The following is a 14,515-nucleotide window of genomic DNA, read 5'->3' on the forward strand; positions in this document are numbered from 1 at the left end:
TGGTCCAGGCGGGGGCCTCTATACCGGTCCGGGCGGCGGTGCTTACACTGGTCCGGACGGCGGCCTTTATGCTGGTCCGGGCGGGGGTCTCTACACCGGTCCGGGCGGCGGCATGTATACTGGTCCGGGTGGCGGCATCTACACAGGCCCTGGCGGGGGCGCCTACACCGGCCCGGGTGGCGGTGCCTACTCCGGCCCTTCTATTTCTAGCGGCTACAAAGGTCCGTGGAGCCCCTGCATCACTGGAGTTAAAGGACCCGAATGGGCGAAAGAGAACTGCCCAAACTAGCGGCCAAGGCCTGCGACATATGACATGGCGGCGAAATTTTAGGGCCATCCGTCAAAACTTATGGCGATTAAGCTTAGATCGGGATGAACCTCACCCGCCGTCCCTCGACCCCCAGCGCGACCTGCCCCTGTTTCAGCCGCAGCGCATCCTCGCCAAACACCTCCCGCCGCCAGCCGGCCATCGACGGGATGTCCGGCTGGTCTTCCAGTGCCAACCGGTCGATATCGTCCGAACTGGCGACCAGCCGGGGTGCCACGTGATGCTGCTCGCTCTTCGCCGCCAGCATCACCTTCAGCAAGGACACCAGCGCCGCCGACGGACGCACGTTATCGCGCCCCTGCGGCGCCGCCGGCAGGTCCCCGTCCGGCACCCGGCGGGCAGCGGCCAGCGCCTGCATCAGTGACGCGCCGGAGCGGCCCTCGGCAAAGCCACGGGTCACCCCGCGCACGCGGGCCAACGCGTCGGCACTGGCCGGCGCGGTTGCAGCGATCTCCAGCAGCGCCTCATCCTTCACCAGCCGCTGCCGAGGGATGTTGACGCGCTGCGCCTCCTGTTCCCGCCACGCCGCGGTGGCCTTCAGCACCTGCAGGAAGCGGCGGTTGCTGGAGCGTGGACGCAGCCGCTCCCAGGCCTGCGCCGGATCGGTGCGGTAGGTCGCGGGATTGGACAGGATCGCCATCTCCTCCGCGACCCAGGCGAGCCGGCCATCCTGCTCCAGCTTCTCGCTGAGCCTTGTGTAGACCGCGCGCAACCAGGTCACATCGGCGGCGGCGTAAGCAAGCTGCGCGTCCGACAGCGGCCGCACCGACCAGTCGCTGAAGCGATGCGCCTTGTCGATGCTGCCGCCGGTCAGCGCGGCGACCAGCGCGTCGTAGCCGACTTGGTCGCCAAACCCGGCGACCATCGCCGCGACCTGGGTGTCGAACAGCGGACGCGGCACGTCACCATAGCGCAGGACAAAGATCTCGATGTCCTGGCGGGCGGCGTGGAAGACCTTGGTGACCGTGGGGTCGGCGAACAGCCTGCCGAGGGCGGTCAGGTCGATGCCGTGCGCCATGGCGTCGATCACCGCGACCTCGGTCTCGCCGGCGATCTGCACCAGGCACAGCTCGGGCCAGTAGGTGCGTTCGCGCATGAACTCGGTATCGACGGTAATGAACCCCTCGGTGTGCATGCGCTGACAGAAGGCTTCCAGTGCGGCGCTGGTCGCGACCAGCGCCGGCGGCGGAAAGTCCGGGAGGGAGGGTCGATGCATGCGCCGGTTCTACACGTCTGTCCGCCAAAGGCCAAAACCCGGCGGTGAAGTTGCTTTGCACGCAGCGGCAGGATCATGTTCCCCAGCCGCATGGGCCGGCCGAGGTGCCGGCCGCGGCCTTTCCGGGTTATGTTGCTTAGAAGGAATGGTCTACCTGATCGTTCCAATTGATCTTTCAGTTGCTGCAACTATTACCCAAGGTTCATCTTCAGCAACGGCATTTGCTACTGATCGAGCCCGGCAACAACATGAGCCAGCATAATAATCTTCGCTCACAAAAAAGCGAGGTGGTGTGCAAGCCGGATGCTGCGTGCTAGGTCTTTGCCTGTCTCGGAAAACGAGGGGCTGGCCTCAGAACGATGGCGCGCGATGCGGAGCCAGATCACGCGCGCGCCCGGGGCCCGTTTCAAACCCGTCTGGCAAAATCAGATGCTGAAATCAGGAAGTATCCGGGTTGCGGGCGTGCGTGCGCAGCCGCACCCGGCTATCGTCCGTTGATCCGGCTTGAAGTCGAAAACACATTACCTGCTAGGAGTGAATGATGGCGCAGTTACCCGACACGAAGGTTACCAATGCAACCAATGAAGCAACGCCCAATGAAGGCGAGCGCAAGGCCCGCGCGGCGGCAGGCCAGGCCGCGAACAGCGAGCAGAGCCTGAATTTGGCCGGCGCGGTGGCCGCTCAGCATGGCGGCCAGGCCGCCCGGGACAGCAGCCGCGAAATGGGCAACGCGCTGCGCCAGCGCGGTGCGGCTGGGGCCGAGGCGACGCGGGCCACCGCGGCGGCCGGCGCTGAAGTCGGCCGCCGCGGCGCCGAGGCGCTGGCGCAGGGACACCACCAGTTGCTGGAACAGACGGCGGAACGCTTCGAGACGATCGGCCGCCGCATGGCACAGGCGGTCGAGGAAACCGCCGCTGGCGTGCGCAGCTTCGTGCTCGCGCCGGATACCGCCACCGACCGGCTGCGCGATATGCAGGAAAGCGTATCAGGCCTGGTCAACGGCGTTGTGCAGTCGAATGTACGGGCCGCCCAGGAACTGCTCCGCATGACCGATCCCGAAGCGGTCTTCAACCTGCAGCGGCGCTTCATGCGTGACTACATGGACGCGATGCTGCAGGGCACCAGCACTCTGGTTCGCGCCGCTCAGCAGACCGCCGAACAGACGTTGCGTCCGATCGAGGCGCGGCTCGAGGAACGGCAGCGCAACGGCCATGAACCGCGGAACCAGCAGCACCAGGAAAACGGGATCGTCTCCGACGTGATGAGTTCCGACGTCAAGCTGGCGACCCCGGACGACACGGTGCAGCAGGCGACACGGCTGATGCGCGATGAGGATACCGGTGTCCTGCCGGTCGGCGAAGGCGATCGGCTGGTCGGCGTCGTCACCGACCGCGATGTCGCCATGCGGCTGGTTGCCGAAGGCAAGGACCCAGTGCGCACCAAGGTGCGCGAGGTGATGACCCAGGAGGTCAAGTACGTCTACGAGGACGAGGACCTCGCGCATGTCGCGGACAACATGGCGGAGCAGCAGGTGCGCCGGCTGCCGGTAGTCAACCGCAACAAGCGCGTGGTCGGCGTGATCTCCCTGGGTGATCTGGCGCGCGGCGGCCGTTCGGCCCGCTACGTGGGTCCGGCGATGCGCGGCGTGGCGCGGGATACCGGGCGTCAACTGCCGGATGCGGCCGAGTAGCCAATCGCGGAACGGGCGCCGCTTCAATTCGCGGCGGCGCCCAGACCCGTGTCGCACGATCGACGACCTGAAATCCGCCAGCCGATCACGCCGGCCGCTCGACCCTTGGCGCGGGCGATGCTTGATGAAAAGGTCAGGGCCACAAGGCCAGGCCGATTGATGGTCGCATGCGCCTGCGGAACACCGGAGATCGGCTGACGACAGCCGTCACGTCTAGTATCTGATCGCAGAGAAGCTTGAGACGCGTAGCGGCCACGTTTCGGCGCGTGAATCAGATACTTCAGGCCAATAGCGACGTATCGCGCTTCTCTGATGCGCGATACTAGCCCGACCGGCGGGCGGTCACCTCGATCTCGATTTTCATGCGTGGATCGGCAAGTCCCACCGCCATCATCGTCGCGGCAGGACGAATATCCTCGAAATATCGCTTCAACACCGGCCGGCATGCCGGAAAATCCGCCGCCGACGGCAGCAGGTAGCGCACCCGCACGACATCAGCGAAGTCACAGCCCGCCTCTCGCAAAATCCCCGCTATATTCCGCATCGTCTGCTCGGCCTGTTCCCGCACGTTAGGGGAAATCGTCATCGTCGCGTAGTCGAACCCGGTGGTGCCGGAAACGAAGACCCAGTCGCCGTCGATGATAGCTCGGGAATAGCCGATATCCGTTTCGAATGTCGATCCGGATGAGATACGTGTTCGCATGGGTCGTTCCTCCTCGGGCAATCGTCCGGAAACCGTCGCGTCACCCCATTGCCTGGCCGTCATCCCGCGGCAGGTCGATCCTCCGCCGAATGATACGTCGACAGCCGTCGATGACGACAGCGATTGAAATCCGTCGGAATAACCGCGCCATGCGATTTTTACGGATTGAGACGCAGCAGGCAATCCTCCGCTTGCCCCGCCGAACACATGGTTGACCATTGCCGAGACGGCAGCCAGCGAATAAGTCGTTCGCGCGACCCAATAGACAGCGGCGGAGCCGCGGAGGAAGACCATGTCCACGACAGCAGGCACCGCGACATTCGGCGCCGAACCGCAAACCGCGGCCGCCATCCTGGCCCGCCTGGACCGGCTGCCGGCCACCCGCCACATCTGGAAGATGGTCACCCTGCTCTCCCTCGGTGGCATGTTCGAGTTCTACGACCTGTTCATGACCGGATATGTCATTCCCGGCCTGGTGAAGACCGGAATGCTGACCGGAGTCGCCATCGGCATGTTCTCTGGACCGGCACTGTTCGTCGCCTCGACCTTCTTCGGCCTGTTCATCGGCACCTTCGTGTTCGGCTTCGTCGCCGACAAGTACGGCCGGCGCGCGATCTTCACCTTCTCGATGCTGGCCTATTGCGCCGCGACGCTGGTCATGGCGTTCCAGGCCACCGGTTTCGGTGTCTGCCTGTGGCGCATGATCGCCGGCATCGGCATTGGCGTGGAGTTGGTGACCATTGACACCTACATCGCCGAACTCGTGCCAAAGCACATGCGCGGCCGAGCCTTCGCCTTCAACCAGTGTGTGCAGTTCGCCGTCGTGCCGGTGGTTGCCCTGCTCTCCTACATCCTGGTGCCGCGAAGCCCGCTGGGCTGGGACGGCTGGCGCTGGGTCGTGGCGATCGGCGCGATCGGCGCGCTGGCGGTATGGTTCCTGCGGCGCAGCATTCCGGAAAGCCCGCGCTGGCTGCTCAACCAGGGCCGACTGATGGAAGCCGAAACGATCACCGCCCGGATCGAGGCACAGGTGCGCGCTGACCGCGGCGGTGTCGCCCTGCCGGATGCCAACCCGCATGCGGTGGAAGATCTTTCGGCGCAGGGCGCGTTCAGCGAGATCTGGCAGCCGCCCTATCGCAGCCGGACGATCATGCTGATGGTGTTCCAGTTCTTCCAGACCTTCGGCTTTTACGGCTTCGCCGCCTGGGTCCCGACGCTGATCGCCAAGCAGATCGGCATCAACCTTGGCGGCAGCCTGCAATACGCCTTCATCATCGCCATCGCAAATCCGTTCGGCCCGCTGCTGGCCATGAGCTTCGCCGACAAGATCGAGCGCAAATGGCAACTGGTCGGGGCGGCGGTCTGCATCGGCGTCTTTGGCGTGCTGTTCTCTCAGCAATCAACCATGCCGCTGCTGATCCTGTTCGGCGTGTTGATCACGCTGGCCAACAACGTGCTGTCGTATTCCTTCCACAGTTACCAGAGCGAACTGTTCCCTACCCGCGTGCGCGCCCGCGCCGTCGGCTTCACCTATGCGTTCAGCCGCATCAGCACGGTGTTCGCCAGCTTCATCATCGGGTTCTTCTTCGCCAACTTCAACGGCACCACCGGTGTCTTCGGCCTGATCGCCTTTGCCATGCTGATGGTGGTGCTCTCCATCGGCATATTTGGTCCGCGAACGCGCAACCTGGAACTGGAGGCGATCTCACACTGAGCCGGTTCCCAACGCCTCTTCGGGAACAACCAGACTGCTCCCGCGGCCCGCACAGATCCCGACGTCTTGGCGGCCGGCGGCTTTCCATCCACGTTGTGCCTGAACCAGCACCGCAAGGCGCCGATGCCGAGCGTTCCGTGCCTTCATGGGCTAGCGCGCCGTTGGTTCCGGTTCCACCTGACCCGCCCCGACGATCAGCCGCGCCGCCATCACGCCGATCATCATGCACGTAAAATTCGTATTTGCTCGGCAATCGGCCGGCATGATGGACGCATCGGCGACGCGCAGGCCACGCACACCCTTGACCCGCAGATCGGGATCGACCACGCCACGCGGCTCCTCATAAGCCGTCATCCGGCAGGTGCCGGCGGCGTGCTGCGCATCAGCCGCCTGATCCAGCATCAGCCCATCCAGCACGTCCTCCGGCATCGCGGCGACGGCATCAAAATTCAGGCCAGAGTCATGGAACGTGATTGCCGTGGCGAGGTCCGCCAGCGCCGGATGGGCGACCAGGATGGCAAGCCGCCGCACCGCGTCGCGCATTCGCAGCACGTCGCGAGGATCGTCCAGCATGTTCTCCTCGACCAGCGGATCGGTCGCCGGATTGGACGATGCCAACCGCACCCGCCCGCGGGAAAAGGCGTTGAACAGCGACGCACCCACCGCGCCGGTGCCGGACGGCATCTCACCCTGCCCAATGGCGCGATGGTTGAACCCGATCATGATCATGTCGCGCCGCCCGCCGCCGGCGAGGCCCGACGTGTAGGTCACGCAGCAGTTTGTATGCCGCTGATCGGGATCGCGCGAGACGAAGTCAGGTCGCAGCGCCAGGCTCGCACGCAGGGTTGGGTGGTCCATGAAGTTGCCGCCGACCTCGGGCATGTTGCGCGCCACGGATATCCCCAGTGCCCGCAGGTCCGCCGCCGAACCAAGGCCGGAGCGCAGCAGGATGGCGGGCGAATGGATGGCGCCGGCGCAGATCAGAACCTCCCGCGCATGGATTTCCATCCAGCCGCGATCGGCCAGATGCACCCGCACGCCGGTCGCGCCGCCGTCGGTCAGCAGCACGCGGTCCACCAGGGCGCCGCCAATGATCTCCAGGTTCGGCCGGTCGCGCACCGGTTCCAGGAACGCCTCGTTGGCCGAGATGCGGCGGCCGTTGCGGACGTTGAACGGATAGCAGGAAATGCCCTCGCCGGTGGCGGCGTTCAGATCGGGGTTCCATGCATAGCCCGCGGCATGGGCGGCATCCCGCAGGCCGCGATCGACCGGACCCCACAGCGCTTCCGGCGCGCGATAGACCGGAACGCGACCGCCGGTGCGGCCCTGTGCCGGATCGTCCTCGAACGCCTGCATCACCGGCAGCACTTCGGCCGCCGACCAGCCCTCGCAGCCAGCTTCCGCCCAGGTGTCGAAGGCGTCGGCGACGCCGCGTGTGGCGATCTGCGCATTGACGGCGGATGAGCCGCCAAGCGCCTTGCCGCGCCAGTAGAAGCGTGGCGGCTGGGTGCGGGTGCGGCGCGTCATCAGATGCGGCCACTGCCATTCGGCCTGATGCGCCGGATCGTTCATGAACGGAATGATGTTGGCGCTGCGCATCGCTGCGGGCGCGTCGGCCGCGCGCCAGTCACGCCCAGCCTCCAGCAGCAGCACGCGGCGGGCCGGATCGGCGGACAGATGGGCGGCGGCGGGCGCGCCGGCGGAGCCACCGCCCACCACGATAACATCGTACATCGGCGTGCTGTCTCCGTTCTTCCGGTTGATCATGACGATTGGGTCTTTGTGTGGCTGCAATCGACACGGGCGTAAACCCGAAGTGTCATAACAGGTCGGGCGGCGGCAGCCACAACACCTGGCTGATCCGCCCCGCCCCGGCGGCGATCATCGCCAGCCGGTCGAAACCCAGCGCGATCCCGGCACTGGGAGGCATGCCGAACGCCAGGGCCGTCAGGAAGTCCTCGTCCAGCGGCCAGTCCGTGCCGATAACACCTGGCTTGGTCACATTTGGCTTGGTCACGCCTGGATCGGTCATGCCATGCCGGCGGGCCCGGTCTGCCACGAAACGCGCCCGCTGCTCGACCGGATCGGTCAGTTCGACGAAGGCGTTGGCCAGTTCAATGCCACAAACAAAAAGCTCGAACCGTTCGGCGACGCGCGGATCGGCCGGATCACGGCGGGCCAGCGCGGCCTGGGCAGCCGGCCAATGCGTCAGGAAGGTCGCATGATCGCGCCCGAGATGCGGCTCGATCCGCTCCAGCAGCAGGCGAAAGAACAGGTCTTCCCAGGTCTCGCCGTCGCGCAGCCGGGTTCCCGCGGCGGCGGCGAGGGCCGGCGCGTCCTCGCCGATCGCCAGCAGATCAACGCCGGCATGGCGGCTGAAGGCCTCGGCCACGGTCATGCGTTCAATGCGTCCAAGATCGGTGGTGACGCCACGGCAGGTCACCACACCGGGCAGCACCGCGCGCAGCAGGCTGACGGTTTCGCCGATCAGGTCGTCCAGGCCGGCGCCGGGCCGGTACCACTCCAGCATGGTGAACTCGGGCGCATGCAGCGCGCCGGCCTCGCCGTTGCGCCAGACCCGGGCGAACTGGAAGATCGGGCCTGCCTGCGCCACCAGCAGCCGCTTCATGCCGAATTCCGGACTGGTGTGCAGCCACAGGTTCTCGTGGCTGCCGTCCGGGCGTTCGCGCAGGGTGGCGAAGGGACGCAGATGCACCTCCTCCCCAGGGGTTGCGACTGCGTAGGGCGTTTCAACCTCGGTATAGGACCGGGCATGAAAAAAGCCGCGCACCGCATCGGTCAGCGCCGCTCGGCGCCGGAGGAAGGGGTAGCGAGCGGCCAGGCTTTCGGGATGCCAGTTTGGCAGGACCATGTCGATAAGTTTACCGCTGAAGTCGTCTTGCCGCGACGCTGCCAGGAAGCCGCCACCTGGTCACCGCGATTGATGCCGAACCAATATGGGGTTGACAGCCAAGCCGCTGAATCATTATAGTCCGCAACCAAAAAAGGGTGGTTGCAATGAGTTTGATTTTACTGTTGATTATCCTGTTCCTGCTGTTCGGCGGCGGGGGTTTTTATGGTTATCGCTCCGGCTACTATGGCGGTCGATCCTATGGTGGCGGTCTGACCCTGGTGGTGATCATCATCGTGCTGGTCCTGCTGTTCGGCGGCCACGGCGGCTACTACCGCTAACCACGCCGATACCACCGACAGGGCACGGGCGGCGGACATCCGGCCGCCGCCCGAGCGTCATCACGCGGCGGCAAACTCGCCGCGGCCGAACATCTTGTCCAGGTTGGCAGCCTCCGCTTTGTCGAAGGCAGTGGTCTTCGCGCGAACCGCTTCCACCGCAGCGAGCGCCTGCTTCACCGCTGGGCGTTCATCGATGGTCTTGACCCAGCGCATGACATGCGGGAATTGCGTCGCCGCCGTCGGACCCAGCAGCGTCGGGATCATGCGCAGCCAGGGGTAGGTCGCGATATCGGCAATACCGTAGTCCGCACCACCCAGATAGGCCACCGATCCCAGCCGCTGTTCGATCACCGTGCAGACGCGATGCACCTGTGTCGTGTAGCGGCTTTTGGAATAGTCCTGCCCCGCCGGCGCGAAGCGCAGGAAGTGGACATATTGGCCGGCCATCGGCCCCACCGTGGACATCTGGGTCATCAGCCACTGGATGGCGTCATACTTCGCCGCCATGTCGGTGGGCAGCAGCTTGCCGGTCTTTTCCGCCAGGTACAACAGGATCGCGCCTGACTCGAACACCGTATAGGGCTTGCCGCCGGGTCCATCTGGATCGACGATGACTGGCACCTTTGCGTTTGGATTTACCTTCAGGAAGGCCTCATCAAACTGCTTGCCGCTGAACACGTCGACCGGCTGGACGGTGTAAGGGAGTGCCACTTCCTCCAGCGCGATGTAGATCTTCACCACATTCGGGCTGCCCATGCCGTAAAGCGTAATCATCGGTCGTTCTCCCGCCTTGTTTTCGAACCGGTGCAGCATCGCATGCCGGCACGCAACCGGGAATGACCCCGCCGTGAAATCTCCCGTGGCGCCTTGCCGCCAGGTGGAAGCCTGTCATAGGTTGCAGACCGGCAGGATTGTTGCCTTTCACCCGCCCAGCGGGCACAACGGCGGTTTGCGCGTCATCGCGCATTCCTGACGGTCATATAGACACGCCAAAGAAAGTCGCGGCTATGCACGAGGTTATGAGTCAAGGCCTGTACGATCCCCGCAACGAGCATGACGCCTGCGGCGTCGGCTTTGTGGTCAACATCAAGGGCCGAAAATCTCATGACATCATCAGCCAGGGCCTGAAGATCCTGGAAAACCTCGACCATCGCGGCGCGGTCGGCGCCGATCCGATGGTGGGCGACGGCGCCGGCCTCCTGATCCAGATGCCCGACGCGCTGCTGAACGACTGGGCGCGCACGCACGGCAAGTCGCTGCCGGCGGCCGGACGTTACGCCGTGGCGATGTGCTTCCTGCCGCGCGACGCGAAGGCCCGCCACTACGCCGAACAACATTTCGAGCAGGTGGTGGCCAAGGAAGGCCAGTCCATGGTCGGCTGGCGCGATGTGCCGACCGACCTGACCGGCCTGGGCAGAACAGTCATCGAGACCATGCCGGTGATCCGCCAGGCCATCGTCGCCTCCAACCTGTCGATCCGCGACCAGGACGGCTTCGAGCGCAAGATCCTGGCAATCCGCAAGCAGATCCTGAACAACCTGCGCGCGCTGGCGGAGAAACGGAACATCCCGGCGGTGACGGAACTTTACATGCCGTCGTTCTCCACCCGCACGATCGTCTACAAGGGGCTGCTGCTGGCGACCCAGGTCGGCAGCTTCTACCAGGACCTTGGCAACCCGCTGACCACCTCGGCCCTGGCGCTGGTGCACCAGCGCTTCTCCACCAACACGTTTCCCTCGTGGAAGCTGGCGCACCCGTATCGGTTCCTGGCGCACAACGGCGAGATCAACACCGTCCGCGGCAACGTCAACTGGATGTACGCGCGCCGCCGGTCGATGGAATCCGACCTGATCGGGCCGGACCTGAACAAGATGTGGCCAATCATCCCGCACGGCCAGTCGGACACCGCCTGTATCGACAACGCGCTGGAACTGCTGGTCGCCGGCGGCTACTCGCTGGCGCATGGCATGATGATGCTGATCCCGGAAGCCTGGGCGCATGACCCGCTAATGGACCCGGAGCGCAAGGCGTTCTACGAGTACTACGCGGCGCTGATGGAACCATGGGACGGCCCCGCCGCCATCGCCTTCACCGACGGCCGGCAGATCGGCGCCACCTTGGACCGCAACGGCCTGCGCCCCGCCCGCTACGTCATCACCGACGACGACTACGTCATCATGGCGTCGGAATCCGGCGTGCTGCCGGTCCCCGAGGAAAAAATCGTCCGCAAGTGGCGGCTGCAACCGGGCAAGATGCTGCTGATCGACCTGGAGGAAGGCCGCATCATCGACGACGCCGAAATCAAGCAGAAGCTGGCGCGCGAGCATCCCTACGCCGAATGGCTGAAGCAGACCCAGTTCAAGCTGGAAGACCTGCCGGAATCGGAGGAACGCCGCGCCCTGCCCCGGCCAAACGATACCGAGGCGCTGCTGCACCACCAGCAGGCCTTCGGCTACACCCAGGAAGACCTCCAGTTCTTCCTGGAGCCGATGGGCCAGAAGGGCGACGACCCGATCGGGTCCATGGGCACCGACACGCCGCTGGCGGTGCTGTCGGACAAGCCGAAGCTGCTGTTCAACTACTTCAAGCAGAATTTCGCCCAGGTCACCAACCCGCCGATCGACCCGATCCGCGAAGAACTGGTGATGTCGCTGGTGTCGATCATCGGGCCGCGGCCGAACCTGCTGGGACATCACGCCGGCAACTATTATCGGCTGGAAGTCTCGCAGCCGATCCTGACCAACACTGACCTCGACAAGATCCGCGACATCGACAACTTGGCCGGCGGCGCCTTCCGCACCCAGACGATTGACACCACCTGGGCCGCCAAGGACGGCGCCGGCGGCATGCGGGCCGCCATCGAGCGCATCTGCACGGAAGCCACCGAGGCGGTGCTGGCCGACTTCACCATCCTGATCCTGTCCGACCGCGAGGTCAGCGAGGACCGCATCCCGGTGCCGTCGCTGCTCGCCACCGCCGCCGTCCACAAGCACCTGGTCCGCCAGGGTCTGCGCATGAGCACCGGCATCGTGGTGGAGACCGGCGAGGCGCGCGAGGTGCATCATTTCTGCGTCCTCGCCGGCTATGGCGCCGAGGCGGTCAATCCCTACCTGGCGTTCGAGACGCTGGAGCAGATCCGCCGGCAGGCCAATGTAAACAAGTCCGCCCACGAGGTGCAGAAGAACTATCTCAAGGCGGTCGGCAAGGGCGTCATGAAGGTGATGTCCAAGATGGGCATTTCCACCTACCAGTCCTACTGCGGCGCGCAGATCTTCGACGCCGTCGGGCTGTCGTCGGCCTTCGTTGAAAAATGCTTCACCGGCACGGCGACCTCGATCGAGGGCGTCGGCTTCCAGGAAATCGCCGAGGAAGCGGTCGCTCGGCATCGCAACGCCTATGGCAACAACCCGATCTATGACGGCATGCTCGACGTCGGCGGCGACTATGCGTTCCGCCTGCGTGGCGAGGCGCACGCCTGGACGCCGGACACGGTGGCCAAGCTGCAGCACGCGGTGCGCGGCAACCTGCCGGCCGAGTTCCACGCCTTTACCCAGGCGATCAACGACCAGAGCGAGCGGCTGCTGACCATCCGCGGCCTGATGCAGTTCAAGTTCGCGCCGACCCCGGTGCCACTGGAGGAGGTCGAGCCGGCGGCTTCGATCGTCAGGCGCTTCGTCACCGGCGCCATGAGCTTCGGCTCGATCTCGCGTGAGGCGCATACCACGCTGGCCATCGCGATGAATCGCATGGGCGGCAAGTCCAACACCGGCGAGGGCGGCGAGGAAGCCGACCGCTACCTGCCGCTGCCCAATGGCGACTCGGAACGATCGGCCATCAAGCAGGTCGCCTCGGGCCGCTTCGGCGTCACCACCGAGTACCTGGTCAACGCCGACGACATCCAGATCAAGATGGCGCAGGGCGCCAAGCCGGGTGAAGGCGGACAACTGCCCGGCGACAAGGTGGACAAGAACATCGCCAGGGTACGCTACTCGACGCCCGGCGTTGGCCTGATCTCGCCGCCGCCGCACCACGACATCTACTCGATCGAGGACCTGGCGCAGCTTATTCACGACCTGAAGAACGCCAATTCGCGGGCACGGATCTCGGTCAAGCTGGTGTCGGAAGTCGGCGTCGGCACGGTCGCGGCGGGCGTGTCCAAGGCGCGGGCGGACCATGTCACCATCGCCGGCTTCGAAGGCGGCACCGGCGCCAGCCCGCTGACGTCACTGACGCATGCCGGATCGCCCTGGGAAATCGGCCTGGCCGAGACCCAGCAGACCCTGGTGCTGAACGGGCTGCGCAGTCGTATCTTTGTGCAGGTCGATGGCGGCCTGCGCACCGGCCGGGACGTGGTGATCGGCGCGCTGCTGGGCGCCGACGAATTCGGCTTCGCCACCGCCCCGCTGATCGCCGCCGGCTGCATCATGATGCGCAAGTGCCACCTGAACACCTGCCCGGTCGGCGTCGCGACGCAAGACCCTGTCCTGCGCAAGCGCTTCACCGGCACGCCGGAGCACGTCATCAACTTCTTCTTCTTTGTCGCCGAGGAAGTCCGCGGGCTGATGTCGCAGTTGGGCTTCCGCACCGTCAACGAAATGATCGGCCAGGTCGGCAAGCTGGACATGCGGCGCGCGGTGGAGCACTGGAAGGCGCACGGCGTCGACCTGAGCAAGGTGCTGTACCAGCCGGCGCTGAAGCCGGGGATCGGGATCTATCACACCGAGGCCCAGGAGCATCATCTGGACAAGGCGCTGGACCAGATCCTGCTTGCCGAGGCGGCGCCGGCGCTGGAACAGCGGACCCCGGTGCGGCTGGAGCATGCGATCCGCAACGTCAACCGCACCGTAGGCGCCATGCTGTCGGGTGAGGTCGCCCGCCGCTATGGCCATGCCGGGCTGCCGGAGGACACCATCTCGATCCACCTGACCGGTACCGCCGGGCAGAGCTTTGGCGCCTTTCTGGCGCATGGCGTCTCACTGTACCTGACCGGCGACGGCAACGACTACGTCGGCAAAAGCCTGTCCGGCGGACGCGTCGTGGTGCGCCAGCCGCCGCAGGCCAGGCGCGATCCGACGGAGAACATCATCGTCGGCAACACCGTGCTGTACGGCGCGATCGCCGGTGAAGCCTATTTCCAGGGTGTCGCCGGGGAACGCTTCGCGGTGCGCAATTCTGGCGCGGTCGCGGTGGTCGAGGGTTGCGGTGACCACGGCTGCGAATACATGACCGGCGGTGTCGTCGTCGTGTTGGGCGCCACCGGCCGTAACTTCGCCGCTGGCATGTCGGGCGGCATCGCCTATGTCTATGACGAACACAGCCAATTTCGGCAGCTCTGCAACATGGCTGGGGTCGAGCTGGAGACGGTCGGTGTCGCCGAACTTGGGTTGGCCGACGCGCCGGGCCGGCCGCGTCAGCGCGCCGCCGGCGTCGATGACAACGGCATGGGCGATGCGCTGCGGTTCGACGCCGAACGGCTGCGCATCCTGGTGGAGCGGCATCTGCTGTTCACCGGCAGCAACCAGGCCCGCGGGTTGCTGGAGGACTGGGAGGCCGTCCTGTCCCGTTTCGTCAAGGTCGTGCCGCGGGAATACAAGCGCGCCTTGCTGGAACTCCGGCCGGAAGCGGTCGCTTCCGCCACTGTTGCGGCAGAGTAACAACACCACTGCCCGCCC

General features: G+C 65.6%; 9 protein-coding genes. 4 read left to right on the forward strand and 5 right to left on the reverse strand.

Going from position 1 to position 14,515, the window contains the following annotated elements; translation table 11 throughout:
* Positions 1 to 362: 362 nt before the first annotated feature.
* The gene (gene rnd / locus ACQY4S_RS04840; protein ID WP_428484057.1) at positions 363 to 1,544 is read right to left on the reverse strand and encodes a ribonuclease D; all 1,182 of its coding nucleotides are present in this window, start codon (positions 1,542 to 1,544) and stop codon (positions 363 to 365) included.
* A gap of 538 nt (positions 1,545 to 2,082) precedes the next feature.
* Here rnd and ACQY4S_RS04845 point away from each other — a divergent pair.
* Complete coding sequence (locus ACQY4S_RS04845; protein ID WP_428484058.1) at positions 2,083 to 3,234, forward strand: CBS domain-containing protein; 1,152 nt, start codon at positions 2,083 to 2,085, stop codon at positions 3,232 to 3,234.
* A 322-nt stretch (positions 3,235 to 3,556) separates the two neighbouring features.
* On the opposite strand, the gene ACQY4S_RS04850 is transcribed toward ACQY4S_RS04845, so the two are convergent.
* Positions 3,557 to 3,937 (reverse strand): RidA family protein, encoded by a 381-nt coding sequence (locus ACQY4S_RS04850; RefSeq protein WP_428484059.1) that lies wholly within the window; start codon positions 3,935 to 3,937, stop codon positions 3,557 to 3,559.
* Positions 3,938 to 4,229: 292 nt separating this feature from the next.
* On the opposite strand from ACQY4S_RS04850, the gene ACQY4S_RS04855 reads away from it, so the two are divergent.
* On the forward strand, positions 4,230 to 5,651 hold the full coding sequence (locus ACQY4S_RS04855; RefSeq protein WP_428484060.1) for an MFS transporter: 1,422 nt from the start codon (positions 4,230 to 4,232) through the stop codon (positions 5,649 to 5,651).
* A gap of 150 nt (positions 5,652 to 5,801) precedes the next feature.
* Here the strand turns inward: ACQY4S_RS04855 and ACQY4S_RS04860 are convergent, their stop codons facing one another.
* Together ACQY4S_RS04860 and epmA are read right to left on the reverse strand one after the other, a co-directional pair.
* Positions 5,802 to 7,385, reverse strand: coding sequence for a GMC family oxidoreductase (locus ACQY4S_RS04860; protein ID WP_428484061.1), 1,584 nt, complete (start codon positions 7,383 to 7,385; stop codon positions 5,802 to 5,804).
* An 85-nt stretch (positions 7,386 to 7,470) separates the two neighbouring features.
* A complete protein-coding gene (gene epmA / locus ACQY4S_RS04865; protein WP_428484062.1) occupies positions 7,471 to 8,523 on the reverse strand; it encodes an EF-P lysine aminoacylase EpmA in 1,053 nt (350 codons plus the stop codon).
* A gap of 146 nt (positions 8,524 to 8,669) precedes the next feature.
* On the opposite strand from epmA, the gene ACQY4S_RS04870 reads away from it, so the two are divergent.
* Positions 8,670 to 8,843, forward strand: a complete 174-nt coding sequence (locus tag ACQY4S_RS04870) for a DUF3309 family protein (RefSeq protein ID WP_428484063.1) — start codon at positions 8,670 to 8,672, stop codon at positions 8,841 to 8,843.
* Positions 8,844 to 8,903: 60 nt separating this feature from the next.
* Here the strand turns inward: ACQY4S_RS04870 and ACQY4S_RS04875 are convergent, their stop codons facing one another.
* Positions 8,904 to 9,617 carry a glutathione S-transferase family protein gene (locus ACQY4S_RS04875; protein WP_428484064.1) on the reverse strand — a complete coding sequence of 238 codons (714 nt, stop codon included), beginning with the start codon at positions 9,615 to 9,617 and terminating at the stop codon, positions 8,904 to 8,906.
* A gap of 245 nt (positions 9,618 to 9,862) precedes the next feature.
* Here ACQY4S_RS04875 and gltB point away from each other — a divergent pair, with 245 nt between their 5' ends.
* Entirely contained in the window at positions 9,863 to 14,497 is a 4,635-nt protein-coding gene (gene gltB, locus ACQY4S_RS04880; protein WP_428484065.1) for a glutamate synthase large subunit, read from the forward strand.
* The last annotated feature ends 18 nt before the right edge of the window (positions 14,498 to 14,515 follow it).

This window comes from Rhodopila sp., from assembly GCF_965276935.1.
Classification (GTDB): Bacteria; Pseudomonadota; Alphaproteobacteria; order Acetobacterales; family Acetobacteraceae; genus Rhodopila.